The 22,968-nt window shown below is 35.0% G+C and carries 21 protein-coding genes; 9 read left to right on the top strand and 12 right to left on the bottom strand.

The genetic code is table 11. The annotated features are described in order from the left end of the window. Positions 1–50 precede the first annotated feature (50 nt). The 8 genes from RB619_RS07685 (at position 51) to RB619_RS07650 (ending at position 6,716) form a co-directional block, all read left to right on the top strand. Positions 51–2,369: a patatin-like phospholipase family protein gene (locus RB619_RS07685; protein ID WP_308096026.1), complete on the top strand. Its 2,319-nt coding sequence runs from the start codon at positions 51–53 to the stop codon at positions 2,367–2,369. A 230-nt stretch (positions 2,370–2,599) separates the two neighbouring features. Further along, positions 2,600–2,884, top strand: coding sequence for a hypothetical protein (locus tag RB619_RS07680; RefSeq protein ID WP_308096024.1), 285 nt, complete (start codon positions 2,600–2,602; stop codon positions 2,882–2,884). 52 nt (positions 2,885–2,936) lie between these two features. Continuing rightward, positions 2,937–3,269, top strand: a complete 333-nt coding sequence (locus tag RB619_RS07675; protein WP_308096022.1) for a multidrug efflux SMR transporter — start codon at positions 2,937–2,939, stop codon at positions 3,267–3,269. Between the two features lie 74 nt (positions 3,270–3,343). Then, positions 3,344–3,808 (top strand): GNAT family N-acetyltransferase, encoded by a 465-nt coding sequence (locus tag RB619_RS07670; protein WP_308096020.1) that lies wholly within the window; start codon positions 3,344–3,346, stop codon positions 3,806–3,808. A gap of 137 nt (positions 3,809–3,945) precedes the next feature. Then, a complete protein-coding gene (locus RB619_RS07665) occupies positions 3,946–4,788 on the top strand; it encodes a methylated-DNA--[protein]-cysteine S-methyltransferase (RefSeq protein ID WP_308096018.1) in 843 nt (280 codons plus the stop codon). Positions 4,789–4,899: 111 nt separating this feature from the next. Then, positions 4,900–5,613 carry a 2OG-Fe(II) oxygenase gene (locus RB619_RS07660; protein ID WP_308096016.1) on the top strand — a complete coding sequence of 238 codons (714 nt, stop codon included), beginning with the start codon at positions 4,900–4,902 and terminating at the stop codon, positions 5,611–5,613. 262 nt (positions 5,614–5,875) lie between these two features. Further along, positions 5,876–6,121, top strand: a complete 246-nt coding sequence (locus tag RB619_RS07655) for an Ada metal-binding domain-containing protein (RefSeq protein WP_308096014.1) — start codon at positions 5,876–5,878, stop codon at positions 6,119–6,121. After that, positions 6,108–6,716 (top strand): alpha-ketoglutarate-dependent dioxygenase AlkB, encoded by a 609-nt coding sequence (locus tag RB619_RS07650; protein WP_308096008.1) that lies wholly within the window; start codon positions 6,108–6,110, stop codon positions 6,714–6,716. Before RB619_RS07655 ends, RB619_RS07650 begins: the two co-directional genes overlap by 14 nt. Position 6,717: 1 nt before the next feature. On the opposite strand, the gene RB619_RS07645 is transcribed toward RB619_RS07650, so the two are convergent. Both RB619_RS07645 and RB619_RS07640 read right to left on the bottom strand, forming a co-directional pair. Beyond that, positions 6,718–7,041 (bottom strand): MmcQ/YjbR family DNA-binding protein, encoded by a 324-nt coding sequence (locus tag RB619_RS07645; RefSeq protein ID WP_308096007.1) that lies wholly within the window; start codon positions 7,039–7,041, stop codon positions 6,718–6,720. A 55-nt stretch (positions 7,042–7,096) separates the two neighbouring features. Further along, positions 7,097–7,852, bottom strand: coding sequence for an NUDIX domain-containing protein (locus RB619_RS07640; RefSeq protein ID WP_374119676.1), 756 nt, complete (start codon positions 7,850–7,852; stop codon positions 7,097–7,099). A 295-nt stretch (positions 7,853–8,147) separates the two neighbouring features. On the opposite strand from RB619_RS07640, the gene RB619_RS07635 reads away from it, so the two are divergent. Then, on the top strand, positions 8,148–8,405 hold the full coding sequence (locus RB619_RS07635; protein WP_308096001.1) for a hypothetical protein: 258 nt from the start codon (positions 8,148–8,150) through the stop codon (positions 8,403–8,405). A 48-nt stretch (positions 8,406–8,453) separates the two neighbouring features. Here the strand turns inward: RB619_RS07635 and RB619_RS07630 are convergent, their stop codons facing one another. The 10 genes from RB619_RS07630 to RB619_RS07585 all read right to left on the bottom strand — a co-directional run bounded on the left by RB619_RS07630 (position 8,454) and on the right by RB619_RS07585 (position 22,964). Next, on the bottom strand, positions 8,454–10,682 hold the full coding sequence (locus tag RB619_RS07630) for a glycoside hydrolase family 3 N-terminal domain-containing protein (RefSeq protein ID WP_308095999.1): 2,229 nt from the start codon (positions 10,680–10,682) through the stop codon (positions 8,454–8,456). Positions 10,683–10,696: 14 nt separating this feature from the next. Continuing rightward, positions 10,697–12,121 (bottom strand): glycoside hydrolase family 30 beta sandwich domain-containing protein, encoded by a 1,425-nt coding sequence (locus tag RB619_RS07625; RefSeq protein ID WP_308095997.1) that lies wholly within the window; start codon positions 12,119–12,121, stop codon positions 10,697–10,699. Positions 12,122–12,123: 2 nt separating this feature from the next. Next, positions 12,124–12,963, bottom strand: coding sequence for an endonuclease/exonuclease/phosphatase family protein (locus RB619_RS07620; RefSeq protein ID WP_308095995.1), 840 nt, complete (start codon positions 12,961–12,963; stop codon positions 12,124–12,126). Between the two features lie 62 nt (positions 12,964–13,025). After that, a complete protein-coding gene (locus tag RB619_RS07615) occupies positions 13,026–14,102 on the bottom strand; it encodes a glycoside hydrolase family 16 protein (protein WP_308095992.1) in 1,077 nt (358 codons plus the stop codon). Positions 14,103–14,137: 35 nt separating this feature from the next. Next, complete coding sequence (locus RB619_RS07610; protein ID WP_308095989.1) at positions 14,138–15,880, bottom strand: cellulase family glycosylhydrolase; 1,743 nt, start codon at positions 15,878–15,880, stop codon at positions 14,138–14,140. Between the two features lie 36 nt (positions 15,881–15,916). Continuing rightward, entirely contained in the window at positions 15,917–17,392 is a 1,476-nt protein-coding gene (locus tag RB619_RS07605; RefSeq protein ID WP_308095987.1) for a glycoside hydrolase family 30 beta sandwich domain-containing protein, read from the bottom strand. 28 nt (positions 17,393–17,420) lie between these two features. Further along, positions 17,421–18,890 (bottom strand): glycoside hydrolase family 30 protein, encoded by a 1,470-nt coding sequence (locus RB619_RS07600; protein WP_308095984.1) that lies wholly within the window; start codon positions 18,888–18,890, stop codon positions 17,421–17,423. Positions 18,891–18,981: 91 nt separating this feature from the next. Next, positions 18,982–20,433 carry a glycoside hydrolase family 30 protein gene (locus tag RB619_RS07595; protein ID WP_308095982.1) on the bottom strand — a complete coding sequence of 484 codons (1,452 nt, stop codon included), beginning with the start codon at positions 20,431–20,433 and terminating at the stop codon, positions 18,982–18,984. A 140-nt stretch (positions 20,434–20,573) separates the two neighbouring features. Further along, positions 20,574–21,392: a hypothetical protein gene (locus RB619_RS07590; RefSeq protein WP_308095980.1), complete on the bottom strand. Its 819-nt coding sequence runs from the start codon at positions 21,390–21,392 to the stop codon at positions 20,574–20,576. A 66-nt stretch (positions 21,393–21,458) separates the two neighbouring features. Further along, complete coding sequence (locus tag RB619_RS07585) at positions 21,459–22,964, bottom strand: RagB/SusD family nutrient uptake outer membrane protein (protein WP_308095977.1); 1,506 nt, start codon at positions 22,962–22,964, stop codon at positions 21,459–21,461. Positions 22,965–22,968 lie beyond the last annotated feature (4 nt).

The raw sequence follows: 22,968 nt of genomic DNA, 5'->3' as shown, positions 1-22,968 counted from the left end.
TTAAGAATTAAAATAAGTTACTATTTCTCAACTACATAAACACTGTACTCTTGAAAAAAACATCTTATTTATTCGTCTTCTTGTTTTTATTGTGTCTTCCGCACATCATTTTTTCTCAGGAAAAAAAACCTAAAGTCGTTTTAGTATTAAGCGGTGGCGGTGCAAAAGGAATTGCGCATATTCCGCTTTTGCAAAAACTGGATTCTCTGCACATTGTTCCGGATCTTATTGTTGGAAATAGTATGGGAAGCATTATTGGCGGTTTATACGCCATGGGATATTCCGGAGATAGTATCGAAAAAATCACCAAAAATATTTATTGGGACAAACTCCTTGGCGGAGGGCAATCATTGCGATCTGTAAGTGCAGAAGAAAAAAGAGAATTTCAAAGATATGTAGTGGGAATTGGCGTTAAAGATGGGAAACTTAATAGTATTGGTTCTCTTTTAAATGATCAAAATCTGAGGGAATACCTTTCCGAATTAACCTTTCCCGTATATAATGTTAGAGATTTTGATAGCCTACCAATACCTTTTAGAGCCATGGCTACAGACTTGGTTGAGGGAAAAGAAGTTATTTTAAGCAAAGGCAGTTTAGCTTATGCTATGCGGGCAAGTATGTCATTGCCTGCGATTTTCAAGCCAATGCCTTACGAAAAATCAGTATTAGTAGATGGAGGAGTCTTAAATAATTTCCCGACTGATGTTGCTCAAAAAATGGGAGCTGACATTATTATTGGGAGTGATGTTGGTGGCGGATTGGAACCCATAGACAAACTGAACAATGTTATGACAATATTGATGCAAACCAGTATGTTTCCGAGTAATATTAAGAATCCTGAAAATCGTGATCGCTGTACAATATTGGTTGACCATTTACCTAACTTGCGTTTCTCTACCGCCGATTTTGCAGATAGCAATGAAATTTACAAAGACGGTAAAATAGCAACAAATCAAAATCTTCCGGCTTTAATTGCTTTGTCCGAAAAACTAAAGGGATTTTCGCAACGAACTCACGCATTGCCGGATATGCCCAAAGAATTTGTTCTAGACACGATCGTTTATAAAAAAATAAGCCCTGAAAACCTTCCTTTGGTTGTTGGAAGAGCGAATTTGAAAACGCATGTAAAATACACGACCAAAGATTTAATAGCAGGAATTAACAGAGCTATGGGAACTAATCTCTTTGATGAGATTACATATAGCTATTTTGTCAAAGATGGCGACAAACTCGGAATTACCTTGTTTGGATTTGAACGCGCTAAAAATCAGCTCAACACCTCAATCCACTATGACACTTATAGAGGAGTCGGAATCATTTTTAATTACACCGGAAGAAACATTCTAGCAGACGCTTCTCGCCTTCTGGTAACGGTTGATATTGCAGAACAACCCAAAGCCAGAATCAATTATCAAAAGAATTTTGGCGGGCATAGAGAATGGTGGTGGGCAACTGAAGCTTATGGAGCTTTGTTGCGACAAGAAATTTACATAAACGGAAAGGCATCAGACAACATGCTTTATAATGCTTTTGAATTCAACAATGAGATAAACAGAAATTTAAATTCGCTGAAAAGTTATTTTGGTTTTGGCCTAAACTATCACTACACCAATTTAAAACCAAAATACGATCGAGAATACAATCCTAATGCAATTTCAATAAACAACTACAGCTTTAACAATATCGAATTCAACATGCATTATTCGTACAATGACATGGATAAAGTTTTCTTTGCTACAGAGGGAACCATTATAAAATCAAATCTATCACGTTCATTTCTAACCAATATTGACGCCTCTTTCTCTGACCCAGCTTTAACATCTATTTCCGGCTCAACAAATGGTTACACAAAATTTGGCTTAGGTATTGAGAAGAGAATATCTTTAAAAAAGAAAATTACAGGAATTGTTGGGTTTGATTCTTATTTTATCTTTCAAGATAAACTTAAAGACGATCAAATTCCGTTTTCAGGATTTGGATATGCTTCAAAATATTTCTTGGGAGGCATTATTCCAAGTTCTGGCGCTAATCGTTTTTCATTTGCTGGTCTTCACGAAGACGAGCTCAATGTAACACAATATCTAGGACTTAGACTCGGATCTCAAATAAATCTAACTGGAAAAATTTATCTGACACCTCATTTTAATATTGCAACTGTTGGTTTTGATACTTTTGATGATTACATCGACCATGCCTTTAGCCCAAAAGGAAATTGGGATGATAATATCGAGCCTAGTCTTGTAATATCTGGAGGAGCCGCAATTTCGTACCAGTCTATTTTAGGCCCAATTCATTTTGACACATCGTGGATAAATAATATAGACAAAGTAAGATTATTTTTCAGCGTTGGATTATCACTCAATCCATAGCAATTTTGTCAATCTAAAATTATCAGGGCGTGCCACCATTTAAAAAAAGGCCTAACTATGCTTTGCGCGCATTAGGCCTTTTCTTAAATGCTGTCGGGCTATCCGGGCTACTTCGGTAGCTTCCTCCTATCCCTCACGCGCACGTAAACCAAGAACTTTAAATATTGTGTTATTATTTTATGCCTCCTGAAATTTTAAATTTAAATTTGAACTCTAGAATATCAAAAAAAATGATCGAAAAAGTTTTATGTGAAACACATGGTTTAAAAGAAATGACTTTTGCCTGTATTCACATTGCAATGGCAATAGACTCAAAAGAAAAAGTAGGTTTTTATTATTCAGAAGTCAAAGAAGATCTTCCACAAATTGCATGGTGCGGACAATGCGAACAATGGCTTCTTGATAATGGAGAAGAGTGGACTGCCGTTTTTCAAGCCAAAGCCGATTTTAAAATGCTGTGCATTGATTGTTTTGATGCAGTAAAAAACAATGAAACAGAAATTCATATTCGATAAATAAATTCTTTTCGGTTTCAAACAAAGCTTAACTTTGTAAAAAACACAAACCATGAAGAACTTTTTATTTTTATTCGTTGCCATAATTTTCGAAATCATAGCAACTTCGGCATTAAAAAAATCTTCAGAATTTACTAAATTAATTCCGAGCATCATCACCGTTATTGGTTATTGCGGTGCGTTTTATTGTTTAAGTTTTGCGATCAGAACTATTCCTGTTGGTTTTGCTTACGCAATTTGGTCTGGAGTTGGGATTGTTTTAATTACAGCAATTGGTGCTATTTTCTTCAAAGAAATACCAGATTTACCAGCAATAATTGGCTTGGCTTTGATTGTAATTGGCGTGATTATAATTAATGTTTTTTCTAAAACTGTGGCACATTAAAATCTTTTGATTCAATTTCTGATAGTATCAAATGATACTATCACGAATCCTTAATTAAGGAAATATATTTAGCTATGAACTTTCGAAAAGCCACAATCTCAGATCTTCTAGAAATGCAGAAATTGTTTGTCCAAACTATTCAATCTGTCTGCAAAAACGATTATAATCCTGATCAGATAAATGCTTGGGTCTCTGGAGCAGAAAACACACAACGCTGGGTTGACGTTATCGAAAAACAATTTGTTTTACTTGCAATAATCGAAAACAAAATTGCTGGTTTCGGAACTTTGAAAGACAGCAATTACATTGATTTATTCTTCATTCACAAAGATTTTCAACGAAAAGGAATCGCCAACAAAATCTTTAACGAATTAGAACTTGAAGCTAAAAATCATCATTCAAAATCTATAACTTCTGATGTAAGTATAACTGCAAAACCATTTTTTGAAAAGAAAGGATTCGCTGTAAAAACCATACAAAAAAACATAGTAAAAGGCGTTGAGATTATAAATTACAAAATGGAAAAAGAATTGAAATAGTTTGTTTCAAGTTTCACGTTCCAACTCAACTTGAAACCTGAAACCTGAAACAAAACAAGCAAAAAACCATTTCCGCAAGTTTCGGATTTTATACCCGCCAAAACCAATCGATCTTTGCCTTATAAAATGGAAAGAAAATGAACACACAAGAAACCATTAATTATAATCGTATTGCAGAAGCCATCGATTATATCAAAGCAAATTTTAAAGATCAGCCTAATCTTGATGAGGTTGCAGAGAAAGTGCATTTGAGTCCGTTTCACTTTCAAAGGCTTTTTAGCGAATGGGCAGGCACAAGTCCGAAGAAGTTTTTGCAGTATACAAGTTTAGAGCACGCCAAGAAATTACTCAAAGAAAATCAGGCAACAATATCTGAAACGGCTTTTGAAACGGGCCTTTCAGGAACCAGCCGACTTCATGATTTATTTGTAAATATCGAAGGAATGACTCCTGCAGAATATAAAAATGGCGGAAAAAATCTCGAAATAAACTACAGTTTTGCCGAAAGTCCGTTTGGAAATATAATTGTCTCTTCAACTCAAAAAGGCGTTTGTTTTATGGCTTTCGCCGAAAGTGAAGAAATCGGATTTAATGATTTAAAACACAAATTCCCGAATGCAACTTTTTCTCGAAAATTAGATCTGGCACAGCAAAACGCTCTTTTTATTTTCCAAAATGACTGGAGCAAATTATCCGAAATAAAACTGCATTTAAAAGGTACCGATTTTCAATTGAAAGTCTGGGAAACCTTGCTTAAAATTCCGATGGGACAACTTTCAACTTACGGAACTATTGCACATCAAATTCAAAAACCCAATGCTTCACGAGCGGTTGGAACAGCAATTGGAAGTAATCCTGTTGCATTTTTAATTCCGTGTCATCGTGTCATTCAATCTTCTGGAATTTTCGGTGGCTATATGTGGGGAAATACCCGAAAAACAGCCATAATTGGCTGGGAAGGCGCGCAGATAAATCCATAGTTATTCTGCCACGAATTACACGAATGTTCACGAATTATTTTTTTTATCAATCAGAATAAAAATTTGTGCAATTCGTGTAATTCGTGGCAAAAAAAACAATCTAAAATAATTATGCAAAATATACAACACAAAATTGCTTCTCAAAACTGGGAAAGCATCACCGAATCTATGCACGAAAATGGATTCACAATAATTCCAAACATACTTACTAATGAACAATGTGAAGACTTAAAATTCGATTATGATAATCCAAATTTATACCGAAAAACGGTTGTCATGGAACGCTATCGCTTTGGTTTAGGTGAATACAAATATTTCAACTATCCGTTGCCGGATTTGATTCAAAACATAAGGTCATCAATTTATCCGAAATTGGCACCGATCGCAAATGCATGGATGAAAGCGTTAAATATCAATACTTTTTTTCCTGAAAAACACGAAGAATTATTAAAACAATGTCACGACAATAATCAACTCAAAGCAACTGTTTTAATTCTTAAATACGGTAAAAGCGGATTCAATACTTTGCATCAGGATTTATATGGAGATGTTTATTTCCCAATTCAAATAGTACTTTTTCTAAACGAACCCGATGAAGATTTTACCGGCGGAGAATTTGTATTGACACAACAAATGCCAAGAGCACAATCAAAGGCAATTGTGTTGAAACCAAAAAAAGGAGATATTTTAATTTTTACAACCAATTTTAGACCTGTAAAAGGAACAAAAGGTTATTATCGGGTTAATATGAAACATGGTGTGAGTGAAGTTCATTCTGGCGAGCGATATACATTGGGGATTATTTTTCATGATGCACTTTCGTGATTTTTGTTCGCAAAGTCACGAAGTCGCAAAGTTTTTTTAACAACGTTTCCATACAGTTTGTCATTTCGACGAAGGAGAAATCTTCGCGAGAAGCTCGACAAAGATTGGAGTATTGTTGCGGAGTTACTTGCGAAAATTTCTCCTTCGTCGAAATGACAAAAATGAGAAAAAACTTTGCGCCTTCGCACCTTTGCGAGAGATTTACACGCTTGAAGGCGTACTCTTGTACATCTCTCTACAATAAAAAATATATCTAAAATAAATGATTCAACACCAAAAAATATCTAATGCAGAATTGCTTCTTAAAATTAAAAATGCGGAAATTTGTTTTGGTGGAAACCAAAAATTAAAAATCTACGGAACTTTAAAATGTTCTTCGGGAAAAAGAATGAAACGTGAGAATCGCGTTTTCTTTTTATCTGAAAATGAAGCCAGACAAAACGGTTTCAGACCTTGCGGACATTGCATGAAAACCGAATATCAAAACTGGAAAAATGGACTTATTTAATCCCGAAAGTGACGAAAACACAAATCTGCTTCCGAAAGACGGAACTGTAAATTATTACGGAAAATTATTTCCCAGAACAGAAGCTGATTTTTATCGTGATACTTTATTAAATACAATCGAATGGAAAAACGATGAAGCAATAATCTTTGGAAAATTAATTTTGACCAAACGAAAAGTGGCTTGGTACGGTGATCAAGAATTTGAATATACCTATTCGAATACAACAAAAAAAGCACTTCCTTGGACAAAAGAATTACTGGAATTAAAGAAAATCATTGAAGAAAAAACGGGAGAAACGTTCAATTCCTGTCTGCTCAATTTATATCATTCTGGAGAAGAAGGAATGGCTTGGCACAGCGATGCTGAGAAAGATTTAAAAAAGAATGGCGCGATTGGTTCGGTAAGTTTTGGTGCTGAAAGAAAGTTTGCTTTCAAACATAAAGATTCAAAAGAAGTTGTTTCTCTAATTTTAGAACACGGAAGCTTATTGGTTATGAAAGATGAAACGCAAACGCATTGGTTGCATCGATTACCTCCAACAAAAACAACTCAAAAACCAAGAGTAAATTTGACTTTTAGAACTATTGTACGTTAAATTATTTCTTCTTTTTTGGAGCTACATTTTGGTAAGAAAGTTTCAAAGCATCTTCAAACATTTCGTGTCTTACTTTTGAAAGTTCAACAATTGTCCAACCTTGTTTTCCCCATTTATTTGGAATTGGATAAAAAATCATTTCGCTTGAAGCACAAAAAACAGATTGATCGATTTCGTTTAATTTTAGAACGGCACGATTATTTTTTTCATCAAAAGTGGCAAAAATTTTCTTGTTGACGCGAAAAGAGGTTTTCTCGAAATGCGGTTCTTCAGTTGCATCTGAAAATGCTAAAGCTAATTTTCTGAAAGTTTCAAAATTTACCATTGCATATCGTTTTAGTAAACCTGACAGGTTTTTGTTGACTATATTTTACTGTTTCTTACCAACCCTGATTCAATCCGTTTTTCAGGACTTCATCATATTTTTCTTTATCGAAAGAATATAAGTTTGGCGCTTTGTGTGCAACATTGCTTTTCTTTTCGTCAAGCTTATTGAGAATTCCGATATTAGTTATTTTTCTAAGAAAATTTCTTCTATCCAGTTTTTTGTCCAAAATCGTTTCATACAATTTTTGAAGTTCTGGAATCGTAAATTTCTCAGGCAATAAATTATAACCAATTGGCATTAAATTCAATTCAGTTCTCAAAGTGTTCAATGCTTTATCCAGAATTTCTTTGTGGTCTAAAATAAGTTCCGGAACTTCTTTATGGTCTATCCATTCTACAATTTCACGATCGCTCGAAGGTTTTGGGATCGTTTTTAAAAAATCAACCAAAGCATAATAGCCAATTGTAACAAAACGGCGCATTAACCATTTACCTTTTGCCTCTTCGATTTGTAAATATTCTAGAACCTGTTTATCAAAGTGCTGATCGTTTCTTTTTACTTTTCCAAAGGTGGCAAACTGTCTTAAAAAAATACCATCAACGCCAGTTCTGTCGTTTAAAATAGTTACCGCTGCAGTATCAATATCCTGATCTACAGGAATAAATCCACCGGGCAACGACCACTTCGGATTTTGGTCTACTTTGATAAGCAAAACCTTAAGCTGGTTATCGTGAAAGCCAAAAATGACACAGTCAATCGACAGCCCAGGCTGATAATTTTCATTATTTTCTATGATGTCTTTTAGCATTTTTGACATTTAATTGCGCCTTTTTCTTTATCAAATAACCCTGCAATTTACTCTATTTTTATAAAAACAAAACAATTAACAACGTTTAAAGACAAAAATAGCATTTGTTAAATAAGTGTGTCGCTCACAATTTTAACTTAAAATTAAAATCAAATATAAAAAAAATAAGTACATTGCGTCATAATAACACATTTAAATAATTTTGTTATTATTTTAAACAATACAGTAAGAAAATTAAGATGTAAATTTTGAATTTACCTCTTTTATATACATTCAGAAAGTCAATGTGAGAGCTATGAGTACGAATCCATTAAAAGATATAAACAAAAGAATAAGAACCAAAATCTGGACTTCTTTCGGATTTGTTTCGAAAACGTATTTATTGGAAGAATCTATAAAATACAGCCAACAGCAAGAAAAAATTTTCAACGAAATGATTGTTGAAACTGAAGCAAAAGATAAAAAGGCAAAACGCGAAGCTTTTGACAAAGCTTTGTACGCATCATACAAAGGAATTGGCGCTATGGATTTTATAAATACTGTTTTGAAATAATTCAAAACCTTTATAAAATCCATAACGCCAATTTAAAATTGACTTCTACTATTGTACTAATTCAAAGTCTGCTCTAAGTTTTATATCTGCTGACGAAGCTCCAATCATTACTTCGAAATCTCCTGGTTCAGCAACCCATTCTAATTTATTATTGTAGAAAGAAAGTTTCTCTTTGTCAATTGTAAATTCAATTGTTTTAGATTCTCCCGCATTTAATTTCACTTTTTGGAAATCTCTTAATTCTAAAACTGGTCTAACAACAGATCCGAATTTATCTTTCAAATACAATTGCACTACTTCTTCTCCGGCCACTTTTCCAACATTTGATAATTGGAAAGAAACTTTGATTGTCTCATTGCTTTTGATTTTTGCAGATGATAATTTCAAACCTGAATAATCAAATTTTGTATAACTCAAACCGTATCCGAATGGGAATTTTGGTGAGTTTTTCAAATCAATATAAGCCGAAACATAATTTTTTGAATCTTCATTTTTAGCTGGTCTTCCAGTACTGAAATGATTATAGTAAATTGGAATTTGACCAACTTCTCTCGGGAAAGTCATAGGCAATTTCCCTGACGGATTATAATCTCCAAATAAAACATTTGCGATTGCATTTCCAGCTTCTGTTCCTAACCACCAAGTGTATACAATTGCCGGAACGTTGTCTGCAGTCCAGTTAAAAATAAGTGGTCGTCCTGCATTTACTAAAACAACAACTGGTTTTCCTGTTGCCTGAATCGCTTTTACTAGATCTTCCTGAACACCTGGCAAATGCAAATCGCTTCGGCTTTTTGCTTCACCACTCATGTCGTGTCTTTCACCAATACTCAAAATAACAACATCGGCTTGTTTTGCAGTTTCTACTGCTTCAGCAAAACCATCTTTATTGTCTCCAGTAACATCACAACCTTTCGCGTAAAGTAATTTTGTATTTTTCCCTACTTTATTCTGCAAACCATCCCATTGTGAAACTACCCATTTATCGTAATTTACATCCGGCAATTCAACAGACCAAAATCCCATATTGGCTTTGTATTCTTTTACCATTGGCCCAATAAACGCAATTGTTTTTAGGTTTTTAGAAAGTGGCAAAGTTTGATTATCATTCTTTAATAAAACAATACTTTTTTGTGCTACTTCAAGCGCTGCTTTTCTGTTTTCAGAATTGTTTAAAACTTTCTCAGCTCTTTTATCATCTGAATATTTGTAAGGATCATCAAATAAACCTAATTCAAATTTTTTACGTAAAATACGTTTTACTGCATCATCAATCAAATCAATAGAAACTCTTCCTTCTTTTACTAAAGCAGCAAGATTGTAACGATACGCATTACTTTCCATGTCCATATCACTTCCTGCAGTGATTGCAGAATAGGCCGCTTCTTTAAGATCTTTTGAGTAACCGTGTGCTACCATTTCTCCAATTGATCCCCAGTCAGAAACTACGAAACCTTGAAAATTCCATTTTCCTTTTAAAATATCACGCTGTAAATGTGCATTTCCTGTCGCAGGAACTCCGTTTAAATCATTAAATGAATTCATAAAAGTTGCCGCACCAGCATCTAAAGCCGATTTGAAAGGAGGTAAATACGTTTCAAGCAACATTCTTTCACTCATATCAACAGAGTTATAATCTCTTCCTCCAACACCTGCGCCATAAGCCGCAAAGTGTTTTACGCAAGCCATAACCGAGTTTAAATCGCCTAATTTATTTCCTTGAAAACCTTTTACACGTGCATAAGCAATTTTAGAACCCAAGTAAGTATCTTCTCCAGCACCTTCCATAACTCTTCCCCATCTTGGATCACGGCCAATATCAACCATTGGAGCAAATGTCCAGTGAATACCGCTTGCTGCCGCTTCTGTTGCTGCAACTCTAGCTGCTAATTCGATAGCAGGCAAATCCCAGCTTGCTGCTTCAGCTAACGGAATTGGAAATGTTGTTTTATACCCATGAATAACATCTTGACCAAACAACAACGGAATTTTTAGACGTGACTGCATCGCTAATTCCTGATATTGTCTTGTATATTTTGTTCCAATGATATTCAGCATCGAACCAATTAAACCTTGTTTAATTTCAGATTGTTTGTTCGGATTTATCGTGATTGGCCCTGTTGCCTGATTATCACCCGTATATTGATTAAGCTGACCTATTTTTTCTTCAATAGTCATTTTTTTCAACAGATCATTCACTTTTTGATCTATTGTCTGCTGTTGTGCCACCGCAAAAAGCGAGGCCATCAACAAGGCAAATGTGGTTAATTTCTTCATGAATTTAATTTTGATTACCAAACGTAAGTTGCAACTGCGCCAGCGTTTAAAGTAGTTGAAATTTGTTTTTGATTGTATTTGATATTGAATGTCTCTGCTTCAGTTCCATCATTTTCAACAATTAGCACAATTTGTCCTGATGGTGTTTTGAAAGCAACATTATGTAAATTACCAGCGATATTACTTCCAATTCTTACTGATCCTTCAGGAATAAATTTTGAAGCATGACCAATAATATAATAGCCTACTTCTCTTTTAATATTCTGATTTTGATCGATCATTAAAGCGCCTTTGCAAGTAGAACATCCGCCTGGCGTAAATGGTTTGTAGTTTTCATCATTTGCCAATCCCCATGAAAGTGCATTTTTACTCCAGTTACGCATTGAACCAATCACCACATTTTTTACACTCCATTTCAAATCATTTTCAAAACTGCTTTTTGAACCGGTATACTGTTCTGTAAAATATAAATCTTTGTCTGGAAACGCATCGTGAACTGTTGTCAAAGCGTTGATATCACCTTCGTATAAGTGAAAAGCAGAACCAGTAACAAATGGATATGCTTTTGCATTTTTTAAAATCGTCAAAGGATATTCTGGTTTATTGCAATTGTGATCGTAAACAATAATTTTGGTTTTAATTCCCGCTGCTTTGAAAGCTGGTCCTAAATTATTTCCAATAAAATCTGCTTGTTGTTCAGCCAACATCAACATACTAGGATTGTTTCCAGGATGCAAAGGCTCATTTTGAGGCGTTATGGCATCAATTACAATTCCTTGCGCTTTCATTGCTTGAATGTATTTCACAAAATATTCAGCATAAACTTGGTAATATTTTGGCTGTAAACTACCTCCTTTTGAGCTTCCGTTATCTTTCATCCAAACTGGAGGCGACCACGGAGAACCCATAATTTTGATTTTCGGATTTATAGCTAAAATTTCTTTTAAAACCGGAACCACATCTTTTAAATCTGGGCCAAGATTAAAATGTTCCAACTTTAAATCGGTTTGGCCTTCTGGCATATCATCATACGAAAAAACTACTTCATTCAAATCTGAAGCACCAATACTGATTCTTAAATAACTTATACCAACTGCATCATTTTTTCTTGAAAAAAGCTCTTGAAGCAATGCTTCTCTTTTTGCCTTATCCAATTTCAAGATAGTCTGAGCACTTCCTCCAGTTAAAGAAAATCCAAAACCTTCAATAGTCTGGAATTTTTGCGAAGCGTCAACAGTGATGGTCTGATTCGAATTTACATCAGAATTAAAAACCAATTCTGGCTGTTTTTTCAATTTTGATGTTTCATCTGTGGTTGTAATCCAAGATGCAGCTTTTCCAGTATTGGAAGCTGTACTTTTTGAAGAACCGCATTTTATTTGAACTGCTATTAAAGGCAGTAAAAGTAAAATTTGAAGTTTTTTGCTACTATTTTTCATTTTTAATCTACTTCTATTAAAACAGGTAAATGATCTGATGGATATTTTAAATCTTTAGAATCACTTAAAACTGCATGTTTATAAATCTTTAATCCGCTATTTTTTGAAACAAAAATGTAATCAAGCAATAAGGTTACAGGTTTGTCATGTTTAAAATCGTTGAACGTTCCAGATGGTCCAAAAGGTTTTTCAACTGAAACATCTTTCGTGTCATCCATTACTTTTTTTACTTCCAAAATTTGTTTTGTATCAGGCTCCGAATTAAAATCTCCCATTAAAAAAGCAGGATATTTTTTTGCATTAACTACCGTAATTTTTGACAAAACAAGTTCAACGCCTTTTACTCTGGCAACCTCTCCCATATGATCCAAATGCAGATTAAAAACATAAAATATTTTCTTCGTTTTTAAATCTTTAAAAAGACCATACGTGCAAATTCTATTGTACGTCGCGTCCCAACCTTTTGAAATTACATCTGGCGTTTCTGAAAGCCAAAACGTATTAGACTCCAATAGCTGAAAACGTGCTTTTTTATAATAAATCGTACAAGCTTCTCCTTTTCCAACACCTTCTCTTGCAACTCCAAAATTTTTATATTCAGACAAAGCCGAAGCTATATCTGTAACCTGATTTGGAGTCGCTTCCTGAACTCCAAAAATATCAGGACTGTAAAATTGTATTTGAGAAGCAAAATAATTCTTTCGATTTGGCCACGCATTTTCTCCGTCAGAAGCAATATCCAAACGAATATTGTAGGTCATAATTTTTAGATTTTGGCCATAAAATGAATTACTTACAAAAAGCAAGAATACTGCTACACTAACTTTAATTATCTTTTTCATATTTTAAAAAATTTTAATCTGTAAAGCTAGTGTTTCCGAGACTTTACAGAAAAAAATTAATGTTAATTGTACACTCTTACGTAATCAACTTCGAAAGTTGCATTTGTAAAATTAGGATCAACAGTTCCACCAAAATTCCCTCCCATTGCTAGATTCAAAATCAAGAAAAAGTTGGCATTAAATGGTGTTGAACTAGTGTTTCCGTATGTATAAAATAAATTGTCGTCGACATAAAATTTAATGCTTTGCGCACTCCATTCGGCTGCATAAACGTGAAATTCTGTTGCTGAATTTGGAACTGTTGTTATAGCAGTATCAGGCGTATTCCCTGAACGTCCCGGCGAATGCAAAGAAGAATGGTTTACATTTGGATTATTCCCAACCGATTCTAAAATATCAACCTCACCACAGGCTGGCCACGGAGCTGTATCAATATTATCGCCCAACATCCAGAAAGCTGGCCATGTTCCTCCACCAACTGGCAATTTTGCGCGAACTTCGGCACGGCCGTATTTAAATGAGAATTTCCCTTTTGTAAGCAATCTTGCCGAAGTATAATGGCTTCCCATATATTCTTCTTTAATTGCTTTGATTTTTAAAAGTCCATTTTCAACAATTACATTTTCAGGACGAGTGGTGTAATATTCTAATTCATTATTTCCCCATCCGTTTCCAGTTCCTGTATTGTAACCCCATTTTGCGGTATTTGGAGCGCCATTTACGTCAAATTCATCAGCCCAAAGTAATTTTCTCGCGACAAAAACATTTACCGAAGTTGTTGTGCTTACAAACTGTAATCCGTTGTATGCAGAAACTATAATTGGGTAGCTTTTAGTTCCAGAAGTTGTAAACTCATAAGTTAAATCGCCCGCTGTAATTTCTTTTGTCTGATTATCAATCACCACTTTATATGATGTTGCATTTGAAGCTGTAATTGTCAATTTTACTTTTCCGCTTCCGTCGCCATCGGGTTTATCAGCAGTTTTGCCAATTACTTCTACAGTAACAGAAAGATTTGAAGGTCCGGTTGCTACGGGTGGTGTTTCATCACCTGCATCATTGCCACTGCTACAAGACAGGCTGACAAACAGCAATGACAACAAAAAACCTGTTTTCTTCATTAAATTATATAGTTTCATTGCATTTAGTTTTGATTAGTTTTTAATTGCGAAGCTTATTTTTTTGCCTCAGAAAAATCTAAATAATTCAAATTGAAGCCTCCTTTTTCAAAAACAGCTTTGATTTTATTTGTTCCTGCTTGTAAATCTACTCCAGATAAAACAACGGTTTTCCATTTATCATTTCCACCAGTTGCAGGAAGTACAATCGATTCTGATTTTTTACCGTCGGCTGTTTCAAAATGCACTTTTCCTTCTGATTTTTCGCTTGAATAACGTATGGTAACTTTGTATTTATTTTGCTTTTTAACTTCTGAAGTGAATTGAAGCCATTCGCCATCTTCAATAAAAGAAACTTGATAACCATTTGATCCAGCGTCTTTGCAAGGCAAAATATCTACGCCGTCATTTCGCATGGTATTTCCTTTGTTCCACTCATCAAACTTTCCTGTTTCAACTCTGTAATTGATAAAATCTTTATCAGAATAAGCGTATTCGTTTGTTCCCAAATCATATTGCGTTGCAGCAATTTTTCCAGGAATAGTGTGATTTTTATACGGTTTTGTGTCGTTTGTTTGAACTTGTCTGAACATTGCATCGACTACATCTGGCTTAACGGTTACGTTTTCCATTTTGTAATTATCAGCCATTTTCATAAGCGTTTTCTTTGCAAACTCTGGACTTGGTTTTTGCCCTCCATCTTTCCAATATTTCAATAAAACATCATATTCTGGAATTTTAGTAACCGAAGCCACACCAGCAATATTCTCGATTTTTTTCATTGGCCAAAATGCCCATCCAATGTTGTTTCCTTCAACCAAAGTCAGAACATCCTTAAACCAAACATTTGAATTTTCTCCACTTTCTCCTAACCAAATTGGTACATTGTATTGTTTTCTGTAATCCAACATTTTTTGAATTGAACCTACAGTGTTATAGTTCCAATATTTATGGAAACTCAATGCCATATTTTCATCCCATAAAGGAAAAATTCCGTTATAATTATTACCCCAGCAATTTCCTTCAATAATAACCATGTGGTTGGTATCGACTTCGCGAATTGCTTTTGTAACCGCTACCATTAAATCTCGTAACGGTCCGTTTGAATTTTCATCGCAACCATTTTTATTAGTTCCTGTGAAGTTCCAGTTTGGCTCGTTAATGATATCATAACCACCAATCCACGGATTATCTCTGTAACGAGAAGCCAGTTTTTTCCATAAAGCAATCATTTTTTTCTGATTCGCTTCACTGTTCCAAAGTGATGGCTTTGTAGTATCGTAATCAGAAATCGCAGCATCATTTCCTTGTCCGCCCGGCGCAGCGTGCAAATCCAAAATCAAATACAATTTGTTTTCAGCACACCATTTCAATAAATTATCGGTCATCGTGAAACCTTCTTCTAGAAAAGTAATTTCACCATTTTTTTCTTCCTGAATTGATGGCGTATACAAATTATAATGCATTGGAAGGCGAACCGAATTGAATCCCCATTTTGCTAACGAATCAATATCTCTTTTCGTGATTCCGTTTGCTTTATAAGCAGCATAAAACTCTTTAGTTCCCTGGTCGCCAATAACGTCCTGAATTTTTTGTTTGATCTGATATTGCGGACTCGCGAATGGCTGTGTCTGCAACATATAGCCTTCCTGAACCATCCAGCCACCAAGGCCTAATCCTCTTAAAATTATATTTTTGCCGTTTCCATCAACAATATTTTGTCCGTCTCTATGCAAAAAACCTTGTGCAAAAGAAACAGCTGTCAATAAAAACAATGCTCCTGTAATTATTTTTTTCATGCCGAAATTATTTATCCGTCGTTGTAAACTGCGTTATTATTTCCAAGTAAATGTTCCTACTGATCCTCCATCTAGAGTAACCGTAACCCATTTATCATTGAATTTAATATTGAAAATTTGCATATCAGCTCCGTCATTTTCAACAATTAAAACTTTTGAACCTGTTGGCGTAATGAAAGCGACATTTTGAAGACTTCCGCTAATATTACTTCCAATTCTAACAGAACCAGCTGGAACAAATTTCGACGCATGCGCAATAATATAATAAGCAACATTACGCTGAAAACTTTCACTTGAAGTTATGGTTAAAGCACCTTTGCACATATTACATCCGCCTACAGTATGAGGTTCGAATGAACCGTTATTAGCTAAATTCCATTCTAATGCATTCTTACTGTAATTTCTCATTGAACCAATAATTACATTTTTAAGATGCCATTTTAAATCGCCTCCAAATTCGCCTGTTGACGAAGTCCATTGTTCAGTGAAATACACGTTTTTAGTTGGAAAAGCATTGTAAACATTTGAAAGAGCGCTGATATCTCCAGCATACAAATGAAATGCTGAACCGTCTACAAAAGGAAATGCACCAGCATCACCCAAAATTGTTGTTGGGTAACTTGGTTGATCACAGTTATGATCATAAGCAATAATTTTTGCTTTTATTCCCGCAGCCTTAAATGCAGGCCCAAGATTTGTTTTTATAAAATTTGCCTGTTCAACAGCAGACATGTACATACTTGGATTGTTTCCATCATGCAAAGGTTCATTTTGAGGCGTTACTGCATCAATGGTAATACCTTCAGCTTTCATTTGCTGAATATATTTTACAAAATATTTGGCGTAAACATCATAATATTTTGTTTGCAATTTTCCTCCAATAAAACTGTCTTTATCTTTCATCCAAAGTGGTGCTGACCATGGAGTTGCTAAAATTAAAATCTTTGGATTGATTGCCAGAATTTCTTTCAAAAGCGCAATTACGCCAGTTTTATCTTTATCTAAACTAAATTTTGCCAAATCCATGTCTGTTTCTCCTGTTGCAAGATCGTCATATGTAAAAGGAGATGCATTTAGATCAGACGCACCAATACTGATTCTGATGTAACTGATTCCGATTGAAGTTTCGCCTGAACCAAAAAGTTCTTGTAAAAGAGCGCTTTTTTTCGCTGGAATCATTTGATTGATTACATCGGCACTTCCTCCGGTAAGAGTGTATCCAAAACCATCAACAGTCTGATATTTTATTGCTTCATCAACAACAATATTAGGAAACGTATTATAAGTAGTTCCAAATCCTAATGTTGTTGCCTGTTTAGCCAAAAGAACACTTTGATTGCTTTTTGTAAGCCAAAAATCAACATCATTTGTTACCGTCACCGGCGGAGTTACAACTGGCGGCGTAACTGGTGGCGGATCAGTCGCGTCATTTGAAGAGGAACATTTTACTTGAGCAAATATTGCTGAAGCAAAAAATAATGCTTTTATAGTGGTTTTTAAATTGAATTTCATTTTTATAGTTTTTTTAGTTAATAGACCGCTAGTAAACAATAGTTTGAATAGCGTGTGCCGGGATAGTAATAGTAGTTTTTAAAGTGTTGCTGGTTAAATTATACACAACATCTTTATCGGATTGGTTCATTACGATAGTGGCAATTTTTCCGTCGGTATTTTTGAATGACGTACTTAAAAGGGTTTTATCACTAATTGTCTGTGTTATACGTTTTGCATTTGCATGAATAAATTTTGAGAAATGACCAATATAATAATACATTGGTGTGTAGATTAATTCATCTTTAGTAACATCGGCGTGAATTGGTGCAAAACAAAAATTACCAACATGATTTGGACCTCCGTTTTGGTCAAGAAGAATATTCCAGTCTGTCCAGCCTACTGTTCCGTTGTTAAAATCATTAATCATGTTAAGACCATAACGTTCGGCATTTCCCCAAAACTGAAATCTTGTAGCATCAAATTTTTCAATACAGCCTTCTGTAAATAAAAGTCCTTTATTTGGAAAAGCTTTGTGAACTTCGCCCACAGATTCAAATCTTGGTGGTCCGCCACTCCAAGTTTCGTACCAGTGAAATCCAATTCCCCAAGCAAATTTTGAAACTTCAGGATCAGAGAAAACAAGATTAGCGCGTTTTTCAAGCATTTCGCCACGGTTGTGATCCCAAATAATTACATTTTTTGAACCAAGTCCTTCTTTTTGCAAAGTGGGTCCAAGGAAGTTTTTCAAGAAATCTCTTTCGGCTTCAGGCGTATAAATACAAGATTCCCATCTTTGTTTTGCCGCTGGTTCATTTTGAATGGTTAATCCCCAAATTGGAATACCTTCTTTTTCGTATGCTTTTATAAATTTCGCATAATAATTAGCCCAAGACTGAGCAAACTCTGGCAACAAAACGCCGCCGTGCAAAATATCATTATTGTCTTTCATGAAAGCTGGGGGACTCCACGGACTGACAAATAAAGTTAATTTCCCGCCGGCTGTTTCGATTGCTTTTTTTAGAAGTGGAATTCTATATTTTTGATCATGATCAATGTTGAAGGTTTTTAATTCCTTGTCACCTTCTGCAATGTAAGTGTAACTGTCACTGCTAAAATCGCAGCTATGAATGTTGGTTCTGGCTAATGAATAACCTATCCCTTTGTTTTTGTCGTAGTAAGCGGTTAGAAATTCCTGTTGCTTTTTTGGAGATAGTTTTGCAAAAACTTCAGCGCTTGCATCTGTAATCGCACCTCCAATTCCAAGGAAAGTCTGATCTGTATGTTCAGGATCTACATTGATAGATACTGATGAAGTTGTTTGTTGTGATGTGTTGTTTGAAATTAAATTATTCGATAATGATAATTTAAAATTCGTGTTTTCGGCTGTAGTGTAAACCGTTATTTTTTTATTTGATTTGGAATCAGAAACCGCAGAAGCACCTGCAATTTTTGATGAATTACAACTAAATTGCAGTAATAGTATTGGGACGATTAAAAGGCTGCTTATGGCTTTCATTATACTTTAAAAAAATCGATTTAATTTAGAAAAAGTAAATTGAGGGTCAATATGGATGATTCAAATCAACCCTCATTATTTACAAATAATATTAATATACAAGTGTTTGTATAGCATGCGCAGGAATCTTAACTACAGTCTTTTCAGCTGCTATAATTAAGTTATAGGTAATTTCTTTGTCTGACTGGTTCATGACAATTGTTGCCATTGTACCATCAGTATTTAAAAATGAAGTGCTCAATAAAGCGCTTCTGCTCACAGCAGTACTAACTCGAACTGCATTTAAGTGAATAAATTTTGAAAAATGTCCGATATAATAATAAGATGGCGTATAGATTAATTCACCAGTTGTTGTATCAGCGTGAATTGGTGCAAAACAGAAGTTTCCAACGTGGTTTGGTCCTCCATTTTGATCTAAAAGAATGTTCCAGTCTGTCCATCCAGCTGTTCCATTATTAAAATCATTAATCATAGAGATACCGTATCTTTCACCGTTACCCCAAAACTGATATTTTTTGGCATCAAATTTCTCAACACATCCTTCAGTAAATAAAAGACCTTTGTTAGGGTAAGCTTCGTTGACTTTTCCAACATTGTCAAACATTGAAGCCCCGCCAGACCATGTTTCGTACCAATGGAATCCCATTCCCCAAACGTACTTTGAAGCTTCTGGATCAGAATAAATTACATTTGCTCTGTAGTTCATCAAATCACGATTGTGATCCCAAACAATGATTTTTACATCTCCAAGTTTTTCTTTTTTCAAAGTTGGCCCAAGAAAGTTTTTGATAAAATCTCTTTCGGCTTCGGCAGTATAAATACAAGATTCCCAAGTTTGAACCGCCATTGGCTCATTTTGAGTGGAAGTTCCCCAAATCGGGATTCCTTCTTTCTCGTATTCTTTTATAAATTTGGCATAAAAATTAGCCCAAGTCTGATAATATTCAGGCAATAAAGTTCCACCTTTAAGCACATTTTTGTTGTCTTTCATGAAAGCATTTGGCGACCATGGAGCAACATAAGTTGTTAATTTCCCGCCAGCCTTCGCGATAGCCTGTTTGATTAACGGAATACGAAATTGTCTGTCATGCTCAATAGAAAAGGTTTTTAAATCCTTATCGCCTTCTTTGATATAAGAATAGCTTCCACTGCTAAAATCAGAACTCTGAATCGTTGTTCTTAGCAAAGAATAGCCTATACCTTTTTGTTTATCGTAGTAAGCATTTAAGAATTCTGCTTGTTTTTCTTTTGAAAGTTTAGCAAAAATTTCGGCACTCGCGTCTGTAATTGCGCCTCCAATTCCCATGAAAGTCTGAAACTTTTTTGATGGTTCAACAAATACAGATGATTCTACTTCTAGAGGCTGTTTTGATGCTGAAAAAGTTAAATTATCAGTAGATGTTAATCTTAAATTAGAATTCTCTGCTGTTGTATATACGGTTATTTTTTTTCCGTTGGTTGTAAATTCTTTTTTTGCTTTGGACTGGGCAAAAACAGCCACTGAAAACAAAAAACATAGAATTTTTAAACTATTATTTTTCATTCTTTCCTTATTAATTTATTTCTAATTACAAGTTCTCAGAAACTCATTTCCTGACAGCTTAAGGAAGGATTTAAAAAATAGCCCATACTCATAACGATTATGGGCTATTTACAACCAAACTTAAACTTAACTTAACTTTATTATTTTCCGCGTAATTCCACGCCTTTGATTGTGATACCGCCTGGAGCAATTCCACCACCGCATCTAATCATTAAATAAATTTTACCTGTAATATCAAATTTTACAACATTACTGATTACACCTAATCTAACATTTTTAGTACATCCAATAGCAGATAATTTACCAGAAACTGGAGTGTTTCCACAACCATCCCAAGTATTTAATCCCATTACTTTTCCACCATCACTGTAATCTCCAGTAATAGTTGCAGGATCTACTTTACCAGCGTAAACTTCAAACCACATATCTTTTGAAGCTCCACCAGAAATAACCATGTCAATTGTGTATTCTTTGTCTTTGATAACGTCGATTGCTTGATAAATTCCAGCATGACCACCACTTACAGTAGCACCTTTTGCACTATATGTCCAGTCTGCACCAGTACCGTAAATTACTTTTTTCCAGTTAGCCTGATCCGCAGCAGTTGCAAAAGAACCTCCTTTTACAAGGTTTCCTTTCACAGGATCTGAAGTTGCAACAGTAACTTGAGTAGTAGCAGTACCTAAAGCTCCTCCTGCTCCAACAGCTGTGTGCGTAATAGTGTAAGTTCCAGCATCTGGAAGAACAATAGTCTCAGTCATTTTTCCTGGAGAAGCACCAGTTCCAGTATCCCACATTGATGAGATTACACCTTTAGGCTGAGCAACTGCAAGATAAGTATTTACTGCACCAGCAACTGGTGTAAAAGTAAATGAAGCATCAACGTTTGAAGCTATTAGAGTATTAGGATTAACCTCGTCGTCACAGCTTGTTAGTGTACCTAATGCTATAGCTAGCATTAGGAATACACTTCTTTTTATATTTATATTTAGGTTCATTTTTTTCGGTTTTTTTGGTTAATTCTACTATTGATAGTTAGGATTTTGTTTCAATTTAGTTCCATTTAACTCAGTATATGGAATTGGGAAAATCTCATCTGTACCAGCGTTGAAACCTCTGTCAGATAATGCAGCTGCTGCATCTCCCCATCTTACTAAATCAAAAAATCTATGTCCTTCACCAGCTAACTCCATTCTTCTTTCAGCTTTGATAGCGTCTAATGTTACAGGAACAGATGCCAAACCAACTCTAGCTCTAACTGCATCAAGCAATGCTTGTGCTCTAGGTCCAGAACCTAATGCTTCTGCTTCCATCAAGTACGTATCAGCAAGTCTGATGATATAAGAATCTTGTTTGTAGTTTAACTCAGCAGCACCTCCACCAGTACGAACATCAGCTGTTCTAGGAAGGAATTTGTTCAAGAAATAACCTGTATCTTGGTAACCACCAATATAATCAGCTTCTCCAGCTGTTTTAAGCGCTTTTACGTCAAGAATTGTAGCAGCAAAACGTGGATCGTTTTTCATGAAATCATACAATTTTTGAGTTGGAACACTAAAACTCCATCCTGCTGGAAGATCTGGCGCGTTAGAACCTTTTTTAGAATAACCTCTAGGTCCAACCATAACGTTTAATGAGTTTCCTTCATCTCTTCCAGAACCCCAGAAATCCCAGTTTGAGTTTCCTGCACTAGAGTGAGATACTTCAATTAATGACTCTGAATTGAATTTGTTAGCAACAACCCATAAATCACTGAATTTAGCAAGTAATTTATTTCCGTATTGATTTGCTGCACCTGGAGTTCCATTTACTTGAGCCAAAACTGCAGCCGCCTCAGGCTTTTTACCTTCAAATAAATATACTTTTCCAAGTAATGCTTGTGCAGCACCTTTATTAAATCTTCCACCTTCAGTTGCTACATCAATAGTATTTGGCAAACCAGGAATTGCTTCAAGCAAATCTTTCTCGATTTGTGCGTAAACTGCCGCTGGTGTAGCTTGCTCTGGGCTGTAAATAGTTCCAGTGTTTAAAGGCTCCAAAATCAAAGGAATGTTTTTAAACAATCTTACTAAATTGAAATAGTAAAGTGCACGAAGTGTTTTTGCTTCAGCAATAAATCTAGTTTTCTTATTAGCATCCATCGTCGCAGCTGGAATTTTTTCAATCAAAATGTTTGCTCTAGAAACACCTTGGTAATGATCACTCCAGTAACTTCCTGGAACTAAGATCGAACTAAGTGAGTGTGTAGAGAAATTTTGAATTCCAGTACCGTCTGTAGGACCACCTCCACCAGCATAGAAATCATCAGATCCAGCATTTAGCATTGCTACCAAGTTCTCAAAACCACCTGTATTTTTTCTAATTGGATCATAAGTTCCAATCAAAGCAGCGTAACACTCTGATTCATTAGAAAAGTAAGTACTTGTGTCAAATTTTCCTTGCGGGTCAATGGTTACGAAATCTTCAGAACAAGATCCTAAAGCTGCCATTGCCAAAGCAATATATATGTATTTAAAATTTTTAGTTTTCATAATT

It is taken from the genome of Flavobacterium sp. LHD-80 (assembly GCF_030929605.1).
Classification (GTDB): domain Bacteria; phylum Bacteroidota; class Bacteroidia; order Flavobacteriales; family Flavobacteriaceae; genus Flavobacterium.
Note: the sequence above shows the minus strand (reverse complement) of the source record. Positions and strands in the feature narration are given on the sequence as shown.